Raw genomic sequence first — 17,334 nt, 5'->3', positions numbered from 1 at the left:
AGATGTCCGACGTACAGGACGCACAGCCGGTACGGCTCCACTGCTTCGCGCACGCCGGGGCCGGCGTCTCGTCCTTCTACGGCTGGCCCGCCGACCTGGGGCGGGGCGTCGAGACGGTGCCGCACCTGCTGCCGGGCCGGGAGAGCCGGCGGCGCGAGCCCCGCGTCACCGGCCGCGAGGCGCTGCTGGCCGACCTGATGGGCGCGTTCGTGTCCCGGGCGCCGTCCGTCCCGTACGTGCTGTACGGGCACAGCCTGGGCGCGATGGTCGCCTACACCGTCACCCGCGCCCTGCACGAGGCGGGGCTGCCCGGGCCGGCGCTGCTCGCCGTCGGCGCCTGCCCGCCGCCCGACGCGGGGTCCGACCTGTCGGACGCCTGGGGCGCCTCCGACGAGCAACTGCTGGGCCTGCTCGACGAGGTGGGCGCCCTCCCGGAGGGCGCGGCGCCCGGCGGGTTCTGGCACCGGGCCGTGATGCCCGTGCTCCGCGACGACCTGACCCTCGCCCACGACCTGCGGGTCGCCGCCCGCCAGCCGGTCGCGGCCGGGCCGCTGACCGTGCCCCTGCTGGTCGTCTCCGGCCAGGACGACCCGCTGGCCCGGCCCGCCGTGATGGACGGCTGGCGGCGCTGGAGTACGGGCCCGGTGGTGACCCGGACCGTGCCCGGAGACCACTTCTTCGTGCGCGGCCATGAACTGCCCCGGCTCCTCGGGCGCGCCTGCCGCGTCGTCCGGCGCACCGCACCCGCACCCGTACCGGCCGCGACCGCGCAGGCCGGCGCCCGATGAGCGGCGGCGGTACGCGGGAGCTGCGCACCGACGTGTGCGTGGTCGGCGCCGGGCCCGCCGGGCTCGCCCTGACCCTGATGCTGTTGCGCTCGGGGGTGCGCGTCACGCTGCTGGAACGCTCCACCGGGCTGCGCCGCGACTTCCACGGCGAGATCCTCCAGCCGGGCGGGCAGCGCGTCCTCGACGACCTGGGCGTGCTGGCCGGCGCCCGGGCCCGGGGCGCGTGCGACCTGGCGGGCTTCCAGGTGCTCCAGGACGACCGGCTGCTGCTCGACATCGACTACCGGCGGCTGGCCGCCCCGTACGACCGGCTGCTCGCCCTGCCCCAGCGGCACCTGCTGGCCGAACTCCTCGACACCTGCCGGCGACTGCCCGGCTTCACCCTGCTGGAGGGCCACCGGATCGGGGCGCTGCTCCGGGACGGCGACGGGCCGGTCACCGGGGCCGTGGCCAACGGCCGGGACGGCGCGGCCGTGACCGTGCGGGCCCTGGTGGTGGTCGGCGCCGACGGCCGGTTCTCCCGCACGCGGCGGCTCGCCGGGATCGACGCGGGGCGCTCGGAGGCGTTCGACCAGGACGTGGTGTGGTTCGCGCTGCCCGCCGCCGGCCGTGCGACCGGTCACGTACGCGTCCACCGCACCGAGGGCGGCGCGCTCCTCGTGCACGACACCCACCCCGACCGGCTGCGGATCGGCTGGACGCTGCCGCACCGCACCTGGAACCGGGCGGCGGCCCGTGGCATCGACGCGATCCGCCGCGACCTGGCCGACGCCCTCCCGCAGATCGCCGACCTCATCCACGGCGGGCTGCGCGGCCTCGCCGACCTGACCCTGCTCGACGTGTTCGCCACGCAGGCCGGGGAGTGGGTGCGGGGCGGCCTCGTCCTCGTCGGCGACAGCGCCCACACCCACGGCCCGATCGGCGCCCAGGGCATCAACCTCGCCCTCCAGGACGCGGCCGCCGCCCACCCCGTGCTCGTCGGCGCCGTGCGCGCCGGCGACGCCCGCCGGGAGCGGCTCCTGCCGTACGAGCGGCGGCGCCGCCCCGTCGCGGCGGCCGTTCACCGTATGCAGCGGATGCAGGCCAAGGTGCTGCTCGGACGCGGCGGACCGGTCACCACACGGCTGCGCTCCCGCGCCGCCGCGCTGGTCACCCGCACCCCGCTCGGCGAGCGGATCACCCGCACGGTCGCGTACGGCACCGACCCCGTGTCGGTGCGCACCGACCTGTTCACCGCCACGGACGCGACGTCCACCGCCACGCCCCCGACGCCGACCGATACGGCTCCCACGCGCGGCTGACCCGCGCCCGCCTCCTCCTCCAGCGCTCTTCGACGGTTCCTCAAGCGCTCCGGCACACCGTGTAAGCCGCCGAGCGGTGAACCGCGGCCGCGCACCGACCAGCCGGAGGAGAACGAGCCCGTGCCGAACTTCACGTATCCGGACTTCCCGCTGGACGGCCTGCTGCGCACGGCGGCGGTACGCGACCCCGACGGCGTCGCCGTACGCAACGCGGACACGGCGCTCACCTTCGGCGAACTCGACACCCTCGCCGACCGCGTCGCCGCCTGGCTGGAGCGGGAGACCGGCGGCCGGCCCGGCGCGCGGGTCGGCGTGGCCAACGTCCTCGACCCGGTGTTCGCCGCCACCTACTACGGCACCGTCCGCGGCGGGTCCACCGTGGTCCTGGTCAACCCGCTGATCAGGGAGGCGGGGCTGCGGCACGTGTTCACCGCCGCCGAGGTGGAGGTGGCGTTCGTGCCCACCGCCACGGCCGAGGTGCTGACCAAGCTGCGCGGCGCGCTGCCCGGGCTGCGCACCATCGTGGTGACCGACGCGCCGGACGGCGTGGTCCCGGGCGACGCCGTCCCGCTGCACACGGCGCTCGCGTCGGCGCCGGACGCACCGGGGGCGGGCCGGACCGACCCGGGGTCGATCGCCTGCGTGCAGTTCACCACCGGAACCACCGGCCGCCCCAAGGGCGTCCTGCTCACCCACCGCAACCTGGTCGCCAACGCCAAGCAGACCGCGCTCGCGCACCGGCTGGACTGCGCGTCCGTCACCCTCAACCACCTGCCGCTCTACCACGTCATGCACCTCAACTCGGCGGTGTACGCGGGTGCCTGCCAGGTGCTGTGCACCGACCCCGACCCGCTCGCCTCGCTCGCCGCGGCCGCCGAGGCCGGGGCCACCCACTACTACGGCCTGCCCGCCCGGCTGCACCGGCTCGCCGCCGACGGACGGCTGGCCGACGCCGGCCACGCACCGGGCGGCACCCGGCTGACGGCCGTGCTCTCCGGCGGCTCCGGGCTGCGGCCCGAGGCGGCGCGAAACCTGCGCGACCGGATCGGTGTGCCCGTCATCCAGGGCTACGGCATGGCCGAACTGTCCCCGCTCACCCACTGCCAGCAGCCCGGCGCCTACCGGCCGGGCAAGGTCGGCCAGGTGGTCCCCGGGACCGAGTGCCGTCTCGTCGACGTCGACTCCCGTGAGCCGGTGGACGTCTGGTCGACCGGCGAGGTGCAGGTGCGCGGCCCGCAGTTGATGGCCGGCTACCTCGGGGACGACGAGCCGTCCCGGATCGACGAGGACGGCTGGTTCTCCACCGGGGATGTCGGCTACCTCGACGACGAGGGGGCGCTGCGGCTGGTGGACCGGCTCGCCGACATCTTCAAGTACGACAACGAGATCGTCTCCCCGAGCCAGATCGAGCACGTCCTCAGCCAGGACCCCAGGGTCGCCGACTGCATCGTCGCCGACTGGCCCGACGACGTGCACGGCGGACTCGTCTGGGCCGGGATCGTCCTCAACGACGACCCGGACCCGGGGCCTTACCCCGGCTACGGGCAGGGCACGGTGGAGGGCATCGACGTCCTCGACGTCCTCGACTCGATCACCACGCGGGCCAACGAGCGGCTCGCGCCCTTCGAGCGCATCCGCATGGCCGAGGCGATCGACGCCGTACCCCGCACGCCCACCGGAAAGCCCGAACGGCGCGGCCTGCGGCAGCAGCTCAGGGCCCGCGCCGCCGCCTGACCCACGCATCCGCACCGAACCTCAAGGAGCAGACCATGGTGACCTTCGTCAACAAGCTGACCGTGCACGGCGACATCGACACCTTCCTCGCCGTCAAGGGACGCCTCACCTCCTACATGTCGGCCCAGCCCGGCTACGTCAGCCACCAGACGCTGCGCCACGCCAAGGCCCCCAACGTCTTCCTGGAGCTGGCCGTGTGGCAGGACGCCGAGGCCCACCAGCGCGCCGTGCGCAGCGAGGAGTTCCAGGCGATCGTCAAGGGCCTGGGCCCGCTGGCCACGCCCGAGCCGGGGCTGTACGAGACGGTCGAGGAGAGCGCGTGACGCCCGGCTCCGGCGACCGGCCCCAGGTCCTCGTCGCGGGCGCCGGACCGGTCGGCCTGACCGCCGCCCACGAACTGGCCCGCAGGGGGCTGCGGGTACGCCTCGTCGACGCGGCCTCCGGGCCCGCCCGCACCAGCCGCGCCGTGGCCGCGCACCCGCGCACCCTGGAGACGTACGACCAGATGGGCGTCGTCGGCGACATCCTCGGCCGCGGCCGGCGAAACCGGGCGTTCACCATGTACGCCAAGGGGCGCCGGCTCGTGCGGCTGGACGCCGACTACTCCACGATGCCGACCTCGTACCCGTACACCCTCGTCATCGGGCAGACCGAGACGGAGGCCGTGCTGCGCGACGCCGTGGCCAGGCTCGGTGTGGAGGTCGAGTGGGGCGTGCGGCTCACCGGGTTCGAGCAGGACGCGGACGGCGTACGGGTGGAGCTGACGCGGGCGGACGGCACCGCAGAGAGCGTCCGGACGTCCTGGCTGGTGGGCTGCGACGGCGGCCACAGCACGGTGCGCAAACTGCTCGGCCTCGAACTGACCGGCGAGACCAGCGAGACGTGGATGCTCGCCGACGCTCCGGTCGCCACCGACCTGCCGCCCGACACCATCTACTGGGCCCACACGGGGGGACAGGCGCTGATGATGGTGCCCTACGCCCGCGAGGGCCACTGGCGGCTGCTGGACACCGCGCCCGCCTCGCGCGCCGCCGATCCGCGCCCCGCCGAGGAGCGGCTGTCGCGGAAGCTGTCGGCCGGGCTCGGCCGGGACGTACGGGTCGGCGAGCCCGAGTGGACCTCCACCTTCACCTTCCAGCAGCGGATGGTGGAGCGGATGCACGACGGCCGCGTCTTCGTCGCCGGGGACGCCGCCCATGTGCACAGCCCGGCCTCCGGGCAGGGCATGAACACCGGCATCCAGGAGGCGTACAACCTCGCCTGGAAGCTCGCCATGGCCGAAGGGGGCCACGCCGGGCGGGAACTCCTCGACACCTACGACGAGGAACGGGTGCCCATCGGGCGGGCGCTGCTCGGCTCCACCCGTACCGCCACCTTCCTGGTGCAGCTCAAGAACCTGCTCGCCTCGGTGGCGCTGCCCGTCGTCTTCACCGTCGTACGCAACGTGGCGCCGCTGCGCCGGGCCATCCAGCGCAAGGTCCTCGGCGGCATGTCCGGGCTGCGCATCGGCTACGGCAACTCCTCGCTGACCACCGTCGACGGCTACCGGCTCGTCGCCCGGTCCGGCTCCGCCGTCATGGCGGGCGTCGAACCGGCCCCGGCGCCCGCGCCGGGCGAACGCGTCACCCAGGCCCACGTCCACGACACCGACGACCCCGGCTGCGCGGGGCTGCGCGCCGAACTGCGCGACCCGCGCTGGTCGCTGCTGCTCGCGGCGGGCGGCAGCGGGCCCGGTGACGTGCCGGTGGGCGTGGCCATCACGGCGGCGGCCCAGTACGGCGAGTGGCTGTCGGTACGGACCGTCGGCGGCTCGGGCCCCGACGGCCCCGCCCCGCTCGCCGACCCGGACGGGCGGCTTCGCGTGGCGCTCGGCCTGGCGCCGGGCGGCTGGCTGCTGGTGCGCCCCGACGGGTACGTCGCCGCGCGCGGCACCGCCCTGACGCGGGTCGCGCTGGGCCGGGCGCTGGCCCCGCTGCGGCCGGCCGTCCCGCTCGCCGACGCGGCCCGGCCGGAGCCGGGGCTCGTCGTGACCGCCCGCGCCCGGCGGGTGGAGGAACACGGGGCGTGACGGCGGCCCATGGGCGGGCCTTGGGCCCCGGGCGATCGCCGACTCAGATCGTCGATTCATCGATTCACCGAGGAACGAAGAAGAAGGTGGTGTGTGGTGTCGGGTGAGCGTGTGCACCGCAGGACGCAGTCGGTCGAGGTGGCCGCACCGGCGGGGGTCGTCTACGGGCTGATCTCCAACGCGGTGCAGTGGCCGCTGTTCTTCCCGCCGACCGTGCACGTGGAGCGGCTGGAGTTCGACGGGAGGCACGAGCGGCTGCGGATGTGGGCGACCGCCGGCGGCCGCATCCGGTCGTGGCTCTCGCGACGGGTGCAGGACCCGCAGGAGCGGCGCATCGACTTCCGCCAGCTCAACCCCGAGGCGCCGGTCGAGACGATGAACGGCACCTGGACGGTGGAGGAGCGCCCGGGCGGGACCAGCCTGTTGAGCCTGCACAGCGACTTCACCGTGACCGGCGACCGGCCGGAGGACGTCGCCTGGGTGGAGCGGACGCTCGCCGGCAACACGGGCGCGGAGCTGGAGAACCTGAAGCGGCTCGCGGAGCGGTGGGGTCGGTTGGATGAGCTGGTGCTGTCCTTCGAGGACTCCGTACGCGTCAACGGCCCCGCCGAGCTGGTGTACGACTTCCTCTACCGCGTCGGCGACTGGCCCGAACTCGTCCCCCACGTCTCGCGTCTGGACCTCACCGAGGACACCCCGGGCGTGCAGATCATGGCCATGGACACCACCACCGCCGACGGCAGCACCCACACCACCGAATCCATCCGCGTCTGCTTCCCCCACGCCGGCCGCATCGTCTACAAACAGACCACCACCCCCGCACTCATGGACGCCCACACCGGCGAATGGACCGTCACCCCCGACGAAACCGGCGTCACCGTCACCAGCCAGCACAGCGTCGTCATCCGCGAAGACAACATCACCCGCATCCTCGGCCACGACGCCACCCTGGAACAGGCCCGCCGCTACATACGCCAAGCACTCGGCCGCAACTCCACCGCCACGCTGGAACTGGCCAAACGCCACGCGGAGTCGGCGATCCGGGTGCTGTGACGGCCTCGGGTCACCACTGGGCGATGAGCGGCGTGTCCGGTTCGTGCTGCCGCCAGGCTTCGGTGAGGCGGGTGAGGCGGGCGGGGGCGGCGATGCCGCGCACGGTGGCGATCCTGCCGTTGACGATGTCGAACGTCACGGAGCCGACGACCTTGTCACCGAGCACGGTGAGGATGGCGGGGGTGTTGTTGACGACCGCGTAGTGGACGGCCGGCGTGCCGCCCACAAGGCGCCGCTTCGCGGCGGTGGGCTTGAAGCCGGCCCGTGCGATGGCGGCCACGCGCTGCGGAGTGTCGTACCGCAGCAGTCGCTCGGCCAGGCCCGCGCCGTCGGAGATCGCGGTCGCGTCCTCGGTGAGCAGCGCCACCAGCCGGTCGGTGCGGCCCGAGGTGGCGGCGGCGAGGAATTCCTGGACGATCCTGCGGGCGGACGCGGGGTCGACGTCGCCGCCGTCGTGGCGGCGCGCGGCGGTGACGCGGCGCCGGGCCCGGTGGAGGTGCTGCTGGCTCGCGGACTCGGTGATGTCGAGGATCTCGGCGATCTCGGCGTGGCTGTGGGAGAACGCCTCACGCAGGATGTAGACGGCCCGCTCCAGGGGCGACAGACGCTCCATGAGCGTCAGCACGGCCAGGGAGACCGATTCGCGCTGCTCGAAGGTGTCGGCCGGGCCGAGCATCGGGTCGCCGTCGAGGAGCGGTTCGGGCAGCCAGGCGCCGACGGTGCGCTCGCGGCGGGCCTGTGCCGAGCGGAGCCGGTCGAGGCACAGGTTGGTGACGACCTTGGTCAGCCATGCTTCCGGCACCCTTATCCGCTGCCGGTCGGCGGCCTGCCAGTGCAGGAACGCGTCCTGCACGGCGTCTTCGGCGTCGGTGGCCGAGCCCAGCAGCCGGTACGCCAGCGAGGCCAGCCGGTTCCGGCTGGCCTCGAACCGACTGGTGTCGAAGCGATCAGGAGCGGTGCTGTCCACGAAGATCACCCTAGACCGCTACGCGACCGCCTCGACGGCGAGGGCCTCCGGCGCCGGGGCCAGGCGGCGCCGGCGCGTGGGCATGCCGAAGGTCGGATGCGAGATGCCCCACAGCGACATCCTGAGGACGCCCGCCTTGACCCGCGCGGCCTTCCGGCCGCCGACGAACTTCGGCTTCGCCCGCCCTTCGTCGTCGACCATCTGCAAGATCCCGTCCCGCCGCCCGAGGCTGATGTGGTTGCCCACGTAGTCCAGCTTGATGTTCGCTACCTCGCGGCCGGTCAGGCGTCCCACGATCGCGGCCGTGGCCTGCCGGCCGGTGGAGCCGGCCGAGGCGCAGGACATCGGCAGCGGCCGGCCGTTGTCGCCGACGGCGTAGGCGCTGTCGCCGACGGCGTAGACGTTCGGGTGCGAGACGGACCGCATGGTGCGATCGACGACGATCCGGCCGGTCTCGGTGACCTCCAGCCCGCTGGCGGCGGCGATGGGGTGGACCGCGAACCCGGCCGTCCACACGGTCGCGTCGGACGCCAGGACGGTGCCGTCGGCGCACAACACCCGCGTCGCTTCCACGGCTTCGACGCGGGTGTGCTCCAGAACGGTGATGCCCAGCCGGTCGCAGGCGCCGCGCAGGTGGCCGCGGGCCCCGGCGGAGAGCCGGGCGCCCAGCTCGCCTCGGGCGACCAGCGTCACCGACAGACCGGGCCGGGATTCGGCGATCTCGGTGGCGGTCTCGATGCCGGTCAGCCCGTCGCCGACGACCAGCACATTCCCGCCCTCGCCCCGCCCGCCCAGGTTGTCCAGCCGTTCACACAGGCGCAGCGCCGAGGGCCGGCCGGCGACGTCGAAGGCGTGCTCGGCCACGCCCGGGACGCCGCTGTCGGCGACGTGGCTGCCGAGCGCGTAAACGAGCGTGTCGTAGCCGAGCTCGCCACCGCCGCCGCCGTCGGCCACGGCGACGACCCGGCGCTCGGGGTCCACGTCGGTGACCCGGGCCAGGCGCAGCCGTATTCCCGTACCCGCGAAGACGTCGGCGAGCTTCCGGGCCCCGATCTCCTGGCCGGCCGCCACCTGGTGCAGCCGCAGCCGCTCGACGAAGTCCGGCTCGGCGTTGACCACGGTGATCTCGGTGTCCGCCGGCGACAGCCGGCGGGCCAGGTTCCCGGCCGCGTACGCCCCGGCATACCCGGCGCCGAGGACGACGATGCGGTGCTTCATGGGTAGCTCCTGTCGGTTGGGTTGCTTCCGGTGACTGAGCGGAACAGCACCCCGATTCCTGACAGGAACCTCATGTGACGTGGGTCACGTACAGGGTGCTGGCTCCGGCACCGCTCCGGCGGGGCTCCAGGGGTGGCCGTCAGCCTGGGCGGACCACGCCCCTTTGCGGCCGGCCGAGATTGCGAGGAGCGGCATGAGCGCGACGACCATTACCGCCCGGGACAGCGGGGCAGCGGGGCTCGGCGCCGGTGGGCCGGTCCTGTGGCACCTGAGCCTGTTCGAGGCGGCCGACCGCCCGTCCGCCGAAGCCCGGATGGCCGCCCTGACGACGCACCTGACCGGCGCCTTCGGCCAGGAGGACGTTCCCGTGCGCGTCCGCGCCGCCGGTGCGGGCGGCCGGTACCGGGGGGCCGTGGTGGCCGGGGGCGGCCGTGCCAGAGGACTTGGTGTCGCCCGCGTGCCCGGCGGCGGGCCGGTGCCGGTCGCCTTCTTCTTCCCCGGCCCCGGCGGCCACCACGCCGACATGGGCCGCGACCTGTACCGCGACTTCCCGGTCTTCCGCGCCGCGCTCGACCGGTGCGCGCGGCTGCTCGCCCCCGAACTGGGCCTGGACATCAGGGAGGTCGTCTTCCCCGACCCCGAGCCCGGGCGGCGCGGAAGCGGCGGGCGCCCGCTCGGCACCACCGGGCTCGCCCACCCGGCGCTGTTCGCCGTCGAGTACGCCCTGGCCCGGCTCTGGCGGTCGTGGGGGGCCCGGCCCTCCACCATGACCGGACAGGGCACCGGCGAGTACGTCGCGGCCACCCTCGCCGGGGCGCTGTCCCTGCCGGACGCCCTGGCCCTGGTCGCCCGCGGCGCCCCGCCGCGAGGCGGCGCCACGCCCGCCGTCCCCGACCCGGCGCACCTGCTGCTGGAGGCCGGCCCCGGCCGGGCCCCGGGCGGCGGGGCCGGCACCGTCGTCGCCACCTTGCGCCCGCCGCACCACAGCGGCTCCGACTCGGCCGCGGCCCTGGAGGCGCTGGGCCGGCTGTGGCTCGCGGGCGCCGGCATCGACTGGGCCCGCTTCCCCGCCTCCGCACCGGACCCCGTGGCCGGGGCCACGGCCGCCGGCGAGCCCGCCACCCCCACCGAACGTGCGCTGCACGGCCTGTGGGCCGAGCTGCTGAGGGTCGAGCGGCTGCCCCGCGACGCGGGCTTCTTCGGGGCCGGCGGCGACTCGCTGCTCGCCACCCGGCTGATCCGGCGGGTGGCGGAGACCTTCGGCGTCGGGATGACACTGCGCCAGGTGTACGAGTGGCCCACCATCGCGCGCATGGCGGCGGCCATCGACACCCGCCGGGCGGCCGCGGGCGGAGCGCCCCGGTGAACCCGCGGACCAGGGCGAGGACCGCGGCGTACCTGTCCCGCTTCTTCCCGGTGACGGACCTGAAGGACGACGACGACCTGTTCGCGCTCGGGTTCGTCAGCTCGATGTTCGCGATGCAGCTCGTCTCCTTCGTGGAGCACGAGTTCGGCATCACCGTCGAGGAGGAGGACCTGGAACTCGATCACTTCCAGTCCATCGCGGCCATCGACGCCTTCGTCGCGCGCAAGCTCTCCGCGCCCGCCGCGCGGTAGCGGCGCGCCGGTCCAGGGACGCTCGAAAACCGGTCGAGGACAACTCACGGGCGTCCGCCGGGACTTGCCTTTCGCCGCCGGGCGACGTGAAGGTGCGTACACAGATGCGTACACAGACTGTGCCGTGCCACATCCAGGAGGCTCCATGACCACCCCCCACTCCCAGCTCGCCCTGGACGAGGTCACCAAGCACTACGGCGAGCACATGGTCCTGGAACGGGTGTCCTTCACCGTCCGGCCGGGGGAGAAGGCGGGGGTGATCGGCGACAACGGCTCCGGCAAGTCGACACTGCTGCGGCTCATCGCCGGTCTGGAGAAGCCCGACAACGGCGAGCTGACGGTGCGCGCGCCCGGCGGCACCGGCTACCTCGCCCAGCGGCTCGACCTGCCGTCGGACGGCACCGTGCGCGACGTGCTCGACCGGGCGTTCGCGGACCTGCGGGACCTGGAGCGGCGGATGCGGGCCGCGGAGGCCGCCCTCACCGACGCGTCCGGCGCCGGGCAACTCGGCGAGTACGGTGACCTGCTGGCCGAGTTCGAGGAGCGCGGCGGCTACCAGGCCGACGCGCGCACCGACGCCTCGCTGCACGGCCTGGGCCTGCCCGGCCTGGACCGCGACCGGCGGCTGGACACGCTCTCCGGCGGCGAACTGTCCCGGCTCGCGCTCGCCGCGACCCTCGCCGCGTCGCCGGAGCTGCTGCTGCTGGACGAGCCGACGAACGACCTGGACGACGCGGCCGTGGACTGGCTGGAGAAGCGGCTGCGCGAGCACCGGGGCACCGTCGTCGTCATCACCCACGACCGGGCCTTCCTGGAGGCGGTGACCTCGACGATCCTGGAGGTCGACCCCGACCGGCGCACCGTCAACCGGTACGGCAACGGCTACCAGGGCTACCTCGACGCCAAGGCCGCCGCCCGGGCCCGCTGGGAGCGCGAGTACGAGGACCACCTCGCCGAGATCGCCCGCCAGGAGAAGCTCGCCGAGAACGCCGGGCGCATGCTCGACACCATCTCCCGCAAGGGCCCCTGGGCCTTCAGCGGCAACGGCCACCACCGGGCCCGCTCCTCGTCCACCGCCACCTCCGGGCGGGCCCGCAACGCCAACGAACGGCTGCGCAGGCTCCGCGAGAACCCGGTGCCGAGGCCCCCCGAGCCGCTGCGCTTCACCGCCTCCATCGAGGCCGGCACCGCACCCGGGGGCGAGCCCCTCACCGAACTGCACGGCGTCCGCGTCGGCACCCGCCTGCACCTGGACGCGCTGCGCATCGCCCCCGGCGAGCGCCTGCTGGTCACCGGCCCCAACGGGGCGGGGAAGTCGACCCTGCTGCGGGTCCTCGCCGGCGAGCTGGCACCCGACGAGGGCACCGTCCGGCGCGCCGAGCGCATCGGGTTCCTCCGCCAGGACGAGACCGTGGAGCACCCCCGGCGCACCGTACTCGCCGAGTTCGCCGCCGGGCGGCCCGGCCACCCCGACGAGTACGCCGAGCAGCTCCTGGCGCTCGGGCTGTTCCGGGAGAACCAGCTCCACCTGCCCGTGGGCGAGCTGTCCGTGGGGCAGCGCCGCCGCATCGAACTGGCGCGCCTGGTGACCCGCCCCGCCGACCTGCTGCTGCTCGACGAACCGACGAACCACCTCTCGCCGCTGCTCGTCGAGGAGCTGGAGGCGGCGCTCGACGGGTACACGGGCGCCGTGGCGATCGTCACCCACGACCGCCGCATCCGCCGCGCCTTCGAGGGCTCCCGGCTGCACCTGGAAGCAGGCGCCCCGGTCAGCGCGTGACCGTGACGGCCCGGGCGCGGATCTCGTCCAGGAGCCGCGCCTGGGCCAGGGACTCCCGCTCCAGCACGGGCAGATCGGCGCCCAGGACACCGTCCCGGAAGGAGCCGAGGGCCGCGACGAAGTGGTCCTCGGCCCCGACACGGATCTCCGAGCCGTCCTGCCCCACCGACAGCCTCAGCAGCGGCTCGTGCGCGGGAGCCGTCGTGAAGACGTGGTCGGTGGCGAGCGTCCCCGCACTGCCCTGGATCTCGTACCACGACCGGTAGTGGTGCTCCATGCCGAAGCGGAGCTGCGCGCTCGTCCCGTCCGGCGTCGTGAGCAGGACCGCTCCCGACACGTCGACGCCGTACCGCTCGTCCGTGCGCAGCACGGCGCCGGCGACGGTCAGGTCGGTGCCGAGGAACCGCAGGGCGGCGCGCAGCGGGTAGACGCCGTTGTCGAACAGGGCCCCGCCGCCGAGGGCGGGGTCGTAGCGGTTGTCCCCGTCGGGCCGGGGCGGGATGGTGAAGGCGGCGGAAAGGGCCCGCACCCGGCCCAGCACGCCCGACGCGAGCAGTTGGGCCTCGCGCCGGTGCCGGGCGTGGTGCAGGAACATGAAGTTCTCCCGCAGCACCAGCCCCCGTTCCCGGGCGAGCGCGAACAGCCGCCGCGCGTCGTCCTCGCACGTCGCCAGCGGCTTCTCGACCAGCACGTGCAGCCCCGCCCGCAGCGCCTTCTCGGCCCAGTGGGCGTGCAGCAGCGTCGGCAGGCACACGTACACCGCGTCCACGTCGGTGCGCGCCAGCAGCTCCTCGTACGAGCCGAGGGGCACCCCGCCGAAGCGGGCCGCGAAGTCCTCCGCCCGCTCCCGGCTGCGGCTGGCCACGCAGGCGAGCCGCAGTCCGGGAGTGCGGGCCAGCGCGGGCAGGGTGCGGCGCGCCGCGATGTCACCGCAGCCCAGGACGCCGATGCGCACGTCCATCAGTACAGCGTGTGGGCGCACACCAGGAGCGTGCGCAGCTCGACGTTGACGTAGTTGCTGTGCGCCAGGAGGTCGGTGAGCTGGGCCAGCGTCAGCCACATGTAGTCCTCGGGCGTCTGCTCGGGGAAGCCGTCGGGGACGCGGACGATGGTGTACCGGTTCTGCGCGTGGTAGAAGCGGCCTCCCTCCTCCGACTGCATCGCGTCGTACAGCACCCGCCCGGCGGGCGCGTCGAGCGCGTCGGCGAAGTACGGAGGTGCGGGCTCGGCCTCCGGCCCGAGGTGGTCGGCGGGACGGCAGTGCACCGTCGGCGCGAGCTCGGCGACGTTGAGCGTCCCGACGTCGACCCGCGCCTGGACCAGGGCGTGCAGGGTGCCGCCGATCCGCTTGACCAACAGGGCCATCAGGCCGGGCACCTGCGGCTGGATCAGCGGCTGGGACCAGGAGGCGACCTCCCGGTTGCTGGCGGTGATGTCGGCGCCCATGACCCGGAAGCGGCGGCCGCTGCCGTGCGCGATCTCCTCGTCCGTGCGCCGCCAGTCGTCGGCGGCGACCTCGTCCAGCGGCACCCTGCGCCGCACCAGCTCGCGCAGCGCCCGCACTCCGGTGAACCAGCTCCCGAACTCGGTGGGGGAGTGCAGCGGCAGCGCGTGCGGATCGTAGAAGGAACGCATCACGTCACCGGCGAGCGGCCCGGGCTCCGCGCCCGCCGTCGGCAGACAGGCGAGGATCGAACGTGAGTCCATGTTCACGACGTTGTCCTGCGACAGCAGGGCCCGGAGCTGGCCGAAGGTGAGCCACCGGAAGTCCTCGCCGGTCTCGATGTCGTCGTCCGGGTCGATCTCCACGATCATGTTGCGGTTGCGCTTGGACAGGAACCAGTCGGCCTGCTCGGACTGAAGCACGTCCACGAGCACCCGGGAGCGGCCCCGGTCCAGGAACAGGTCGAGGTACGGTATCGGGCGCCCGCGGTGCACCCCGGTGAAGTTGGAGCGGGTGGCCTGCACGGTGGGCGAGAGCTGCATCGTGTTGATGTTGCCGGGCTCCATCTTGGCCTGCATCAGGAAGTGCAGTACGCCGTCGATCTCCCGGGCCACGATGCCGAGCAGCCCGATCTCCGGCTGCACGATGATCGGCTGGCGCCAGCCGTCGCCGCCGGTGTGGTCGGTCCGTACGTGCAGCCCCTCCACGGAGAAGAACCGGCCCGACTCGTGGCGCAGGTTGCCGTCCTCGCGGTCGAAGTACCAGCCGCGCAGGTCCGCGAACGGCACCGGACGGACCTGGAAGCGTCCCACGCGGGCGCGTTCGGCGAGCCAGGGCACGACCCGGTCCAGCGGCATCGCCGTGCTGTCGGGGGTGCGGGCGGAGGCGAGCAGCCGGCGGGCGGTCGCGACGCGGTCGGCCGCGGGCCGCGCCCCGGTCCCGGTGGCCGGTGCGACGGTGTCAACGAGCATGGCCGAGCGCCTCCTCCACGATGCGGCACACGGCGTCCTGCTGGTCGTTGAGGTAGAAGTGGCCACCGGGCAGGACGTGCAGCGCGGTGGGGCCGTGGGCGACCGCCTGCCAGGCGTGGGCGTCGCCGACCGGCACGTTCGGGTCGCTGTCGCCGGTGATCACGGTCAGCGGGACGGTGAGCGCGGGCCCGGCCAGATGCCGGTAGCGCCCGGCCACCCGGTAGTCGTTGCGCAGCGGCGGCAGGACCATGCGCAGCAGCTCCTCGTCCTGGAGCAGGCCGGCGTCGGTGCCCTGGAGCCGCGCGACCTCGGCCAGCAGCCCGGCGTCGTCGAGGAGGTGGACCGTGTCGCGGCGCGGGACGGTCGGGGAGCGGCGGCCGGAGACGAACAGGTGCGCCGGCGGCTCGGTGCCCTCCGCGACCAGCCGGCGGGCCGTCTCGTAGGCGAGGGTGGCGCCCATGCTGTGCCCGAACAGCGCGTAGGGCCGGCCGGTCCACTCGCGCAGCACCGGCACCAGCGCGTCGACCAGCTCCTCGACGGACTCCAGGAACGGCTCGTGGCGGCGGTCCTGGCGTCCCGGGTACTGCACCGCCACCACCTCCACCGAGGGGCCGAACCGGCGGGCGAAGGGCAGGTACGCGGTGGCCGAGCCACCCGCGTGCGGGAAGCAGAACAGGCGGACGGCGGCGCTGTCGTCGGGCCGGTACCGGCGCAGCCAGGCGGCTGCCTCGGCCTCGGCCGTGTCGGGTGCGCGCGTCTGGGTGGAGGCGGTCACGGTCGGTTCAGCTCCTTGCGGGGTGAGGATCGGCGGGCACCGCGGCGTAACGGGGCAGACGGCCCGAGGCGAGGGCCTCGGCGAGGGACGGTGCGGCCTCGTCCTTCGGGGAGCGCAGCACCGGCCCGGCCGGCTCCCACGGCAGCGCCAGGTCCGGGTCGAACGCGTCGACGTCGACCATCGCGCCGGGTACGTACTCGGCGGACAGCAGGTAGTTGACGCAGGTCCCGTCCTCCAGGGCCAGGAACGCGTGGCCGACGCCGCCCGGCATGTACAGCGCGATGCCCGAGGAGGCGTCCAGCCGGGTCATGGCGTACCGGCCGAACGTCGGCGAGCCCACCCGCAGGTCGACCATGAAGTCCAGGATCGAGCCGCGCACGCACGTCACCAGCTTGCTGCCGTCGCCGGGGACGTCGTTGCAGTGCACGCCGCGCAGGGTGCCCCGCCGGGAGACGGAGTTGTTGACCTGGCGGACGGTGAACTCCAGGCCGGTGGCCGCGGTCAGCTCGGAGTGCTTGGCGGCCTCGTAGAAGTGGCCCCGCTCGTCGGCCAGTTTGTCGGGCACCACGCGGAAGGTGCCGGGCAGGTTCGTCTCATCGACGCGCATCGGCGCCCACCGCCTTCAGCGGCTCCCACCACGCGCGGTTGTCGCGGTACCACCGCACGGTCTCGGCGAGCCCCTCCTCGAAGGGGACCAGCGGCTCGTAGCCGAGTTCGGCACGGATCTTGCCGATGTCCACCGAGTAGCGCCGGTCGTGGGCGGCACGGTCGGCCGCCGGCCGTACCCAGCCGGCGTCCCGGCCGGTCAGCTCCAGCAGTTTCCCGGTCAGCTCCCGGTTGGTCAGCTCGGTCCCGCCGCCGATGTTGTACACCTCGCCGGCCCGGCCCTTGACGGCGACCAGCGCGATGCCCCGGCAGTGGTCGTCCACGTGCAGCCAGTCGCGGCTGTTGCCGCCGTCCCCGTACAGGGGTACCGGTATCCCGTCGATCAGGTTCGTGGTGAAGAGCGGGATCACCTTCTCCGGGTACTGGTAGGGGCCGTAGTTGTTGGAGCAGCGCGTCACCCGCACGTCCAGGCCGTGGGTGCGGTGGAAGGCCAGCGCCAGCAGGTCGGAGGACGCCTTGGACGCCGAGTACGGGGAGTTCGGCTCCAGCGGGTGGTCCTCCGGCCAGGAACCCTCCTCGATCGACCCGTACACCTCGTCCGTCGACACGTGCACGAAGCGGTCCACGCCGGCCGCCGCCGCCGCGTGCAGCAGCGTCTGCGTACCGAGCACATTGGTGCGTACGAACGCGGAGGCGTCCTCGATGGAACGGTCGACGTGCGACTCGGCGGCGAAGTGGACGACCAGGTCCGTGCCCCGGCTCAGGCGCGCCACCAGCGGCGCGTCGCAGATGTCGCCGTGCACGAACTCCAGCCGTGGATCGTGCGCCACGGGCGCCAGGTTGGCCCGGTTGCCCGCGTAGGTGAGCTGGTCCAGCACCACCGTGCGGGCACCGGCCAGGTCGGGGTACGCACCGGTCAGCAACTGTCGGACGAAGTGGGAGCCGATGAAGCCCGCACCTCCGGTCACCAGCACGCGCATTGTGACGAGGCCCTTCTTCGAGAGTGGAGGTG

16 protein-coding genes are annotated in these 17,334 nt (G+C 74.1%); 9 read left to right on the top strand and 7 right to left on the bottom strand.

The window, feature by feature from the left end; all coding sequences use genetic code 11:
* The first annotated feature begins 2 nt into the window (after positions 1 to 2).
* The 6 genes from ACZ46W_RS32570 (at position 3) to ACZ46W_RS32545 (ending at position 6,944) form a co-directional block, all read left to right on the top strand.
* Positions 3 to 788, top strand: coding sequence for a thioesterase II family protein (locus ACZ46W_RS32570; RefSeq protein WP_468345485.1), 786 nt, complete (start codon positions 3 to 5; stop codon positions 786 to 788).
* Entirely contained in the window at positions 785 to 2,089 is a 1,305-nt protein-coding gene (locus ACZ46W_RS32565) for an FAD-dependent monooxygenase (protein ID WP_468345483.1), read from the top strand. The genes ACZ46W_RS32570 and ACZ46W_RS32565 overlap by 4 nt, the downstream gene beginning before the upstream one ends.
* A 120-nt stretch (positions 2,090 to 2,209) precedes the next feature.
* A complete protein-coding gene (locus tag ACZ46W_RS32560) occupies positions 2,210 to 3,823 on the top strand; it encodes a class I adenylate-forming enzyme family protein (RefSeq protein WP_468345481.1) in 1,614 nt (537 codons plus the stop codon).
* A 35-nt stretch (positions 3,824 to 3,858) separates the two neighbouring features.
* Complete coding sequence (locus ACZ46W_RS32555) at positions 3,859 to 4,146, top strand: antibiotic biosynthesis monooxygenase family protein (protein WP_366132369.1); 288 nt, start codon at positions 3,859 to 3,861, stop codon at positions 4,144 to 4,146.
* A complete protein-coding gene (locus tag ACZ46W_RS32550; RefSeq protein WP_468345478.1) occupies positions 4,143 to 5,891 on the top strand; it encodes an FAD-dependent oxidoreductase in 1,749 nt (582 codons plus the stop codon). Before ACZ46W_RS32555 ends, ACZ46W_RS32550 begins: the two co-directional genes overlap by 4 nt.
* A gap of 96 nt (positions 5,892 to 5,987) precedes the next feature.
* Positions 5,988 to 6,944 (top strand): aromatase/cyclase, encoded by a 957-nt coding sequence (locus ACZ46W_RS32545; RefSeq protein ID WP_468345476.1) that lies wholly within the window; start codon positions 5,988 to 5,990, stop codon positions 6,942 to 6,944.
* A 10-nt stretch (positions 6,945 to 6,954) separates the two neighbouring features.
* Here ACZ46W_RS32545 and ACZ46W_RS32540 read toward each other — a convergent pair whose 3' ends face one another.
* Positions 6,955 to 7,911, bottom strand: a complete 957-nt coding sequence (locus ACZ46W_RS32540) for a sigma-70 family RNA polymerase sigma factor (RefSeq protein ID WP_468345474.1) — start codon at positions 7,909 to 7,911, stop codon at positions 6,955 to 6,957.
* An 18-nt stretch (positions 7,912 to 7,929) separates the two neighbouring features.
* On the bottom strand, positions 7,930 to 9,129 hold the full coding sequence (locus ACZ46W_RS32535; RefSeq protein WP_468345472.1) for an NAD(P)/FAD-dependent oxidoreductase: 1,200 nt from the start codon (positions 9,127 to 9,129) through the stop codon (positions 7,930 to 7,932).
* A gap of 193 nt (positions 9,130 to 9,322) precedes the next feature.
* Here ACZ46W_RS32535 and ACZ46W_RS32530 point away from each other — a divergent pair, with 193 nt between their 5' ends.
* The 3 genes from ACZ46W_RS32530 to abc-f all read left to right on the top strand — a co-directional run bounded on the left by ACZ46W_RS32530 (position 9,323) and on the right by abc-f (position 12,526).
* Positions 9,323 to 10,495, top strand: coding sequence for an acyltransferase domain-containing protein (locus ACZ46W_RS32530; protein ID WP_468345470.1), 1,173 nt, complete (start codon positions 9,323 to 9,325; stop codon positions 10,493 to 10,495).
* A complete protein-coding gene (locus ACZ46W_RS32525; protein WP_468345468.1) occupies positions 10,492 to 10,746 on the top strand; it encodes an acyl carrier protein in 255 nt (84 codons plus the stop codon). Before ACZ46W_RS32530 ends, ACZ46W_RS32525 begins: the two co-directional genes overlap by 4 nt.
* A gap of 145 nt (positions 10,747 to 10,891) precedes the next feature.
* Entirely contained in the window at positions 10,892 to 12,526 is a 1,635-nt protein-coding gene (abc-f, locus tag ACZ46W_RS32520; protein ID WP_468345466.1) for a ribosomal protection-like ABC-F family protein, read from the top strand.
* Here abc-f and ACZ46W_RS32515 read toward each other — a convergent pair.
* From ACZ46W_RS32515 to rfbB, 5 genes are read right to left on the bottom strand one after another with little or no spacing between them, the layout of a single operon-like run.
* Positions 12,516 to 13,487, bottom strand: a complete 972-nt coding sequence (locus ACZ46W_RS32515) for a Gfo/Idh/MocA family protein (RefSeq protein WP_468345464.1) — start codon at positions 13,485 to 13,487, stop codon at positions 12,516 to 12,518. The two genes, abc-f and ACZ46W_RS32515, sit on opposite strands and share 11 nt — an antisense overlap.
* Complete coding sequence (locus ACZ46W_RS32510) at positions 13,487 to 14,941, bottom strand: NDP-hexose 2,3-dehydratase family protein (protein WP_468345462.1); 1,455 nt, start codon at positions 14,939 to 14,941, stop codon at positions 13,487 to 13,489. Before ACZ46W_RS32510 ends, ACZ46W_RS32515 begins: the two co-directional genes overlap by 1 nt.
* The gene (locus ACZ46W_RS32505) at positions 14,931 to 15,716 is read right to left on the bottom strand and encodes a thioesterase II family protein (protein WP_468345460.1); all 786 of its coding nucleotides are present in this window, start codon (positions 15,714 to 15,716) and stop codon (positions 14,931 to 14,933) included. The genes ACZ46W_RS32510 and ACZ46W_RS32505 overlap by 11 nt, the downstream gene beginning before the upstream one ends.
* Positions 15,717 to 15,723: 7 nt before the next feature.
* Positions 15,724 to 16,323: a dTDP-4-dehydrorhamnose 3,5-epimerase family protein gene (locus tag ACZ46W_RS32500; protein WP_468345458.1), complete on the bottom strand. Its 600-nt coding sequence runs from the start codon at positions 16,321 to 16,323 to the stop codon at positions 15,724 to 15,726.
* On the bottom strand, positions 16,310 to 17,302 hold the full coding sequence (gene rfbB, locus ACZ46W_RS32495) for a dTDP-glucose 4,6-dehydratase (RefSeq protein WP_468345456.1): 993 nt from the start codon (positions 17,300 to 17,302) through the stop codon (positions 16,310 to 16,312). Before rfbB ends, ACZ46W_RS32500 begins: the two co-directional genes overlap by 14 nt.
* Positions 17,303 to 17,334 lie beyond the last annotated feature (32 nt).

Source organism: Streptomyces sp. NPDC031064 (genome assembly GCF_055570965.1).
Note: the sequence above shows the minus strand (reverse complement) of the source record. Positions and strands in the feature narration are given on the sequence as shown.

What these genes read in the sequence shown, in the direction of transcription:
- ACZ46W_RS32530 (WP_468345470.1), top strand. Translation starts at nt 9,323, where the DNA reads ATGAGCGCGACGACCATTACCGCCCGGGACAGCGGGGCAGCGGGGCTC.
- abc-f (WP_468345466.1), top strand. Translation starts at nt 10,892, where the DNA reads ATGACCACCCCCCACTCCCAGCTCGCCCTGGACGAGGTCACCAAGCAC.
- ACZ46W_RS32570 (WP_468345485.1), top strand. Translation starts at nt 3, where the DNA reads ATGTCCGACGTACAGGACGCACAGCCGGTACGGCTCCACTGCTTCGCG.
- rfbB (WP_468345456.1), bottom strand. Translation starts at nt 17,302, where the DNA reads ATGCGCGTGCTGGTGACCGGAGGTGCGGGCTTCATCGGCTCCCACTTC.
- ACZ46W_RS32510 (WP_468345462.1), bottom strand. Translation starts at nt 14,941, where the DNA reads ATGCTCGTTGACACCGTCGCACCGGCCACCGGGACCGGGGCGCGGCCC.
- ACZ46W_RS32555 (WP_366132369.1), top strand. Translation starts at nt 3,859, where the DNA reads ATGGTGACCTTCGTCAACAAGCTGACCGTGCACGGCGACATCGACACC.
- ACZ46W_RS32535 (WP_468345472.1), bottom strand. Translation starts at nt 9,129, where the DNA reads ATGAAGCACCGCATCGTCGTCCTCGGCGCCGGGTATGCCGGGGCGTAC.
- ACZ46W_RS32515 (WP_468345464.1), bottom strand. Translation starts at nt 13,487, where the DNA reads ATGGACGTGCGCATCGGCGTCCTGGGCTGCGGTGACATCGCGGCGCGC.
- ACZ46W_RS32565 (WP_468345483.1), top strand. Translation starts at nt 785, where the DNA reads ATGAGCGGCGGCGGTACGCGGGAGCTGCGCACCGACGTGTGCGTGGTC.
- ACZ46W_RS32500 (WP_468345458.1), bottom strand. Translation starts at nt 16,323, where the DNA reads ATGCGCGTCGATGAGACGAACCTGCCCGGCACCTTCCGCGTGGTGCCC.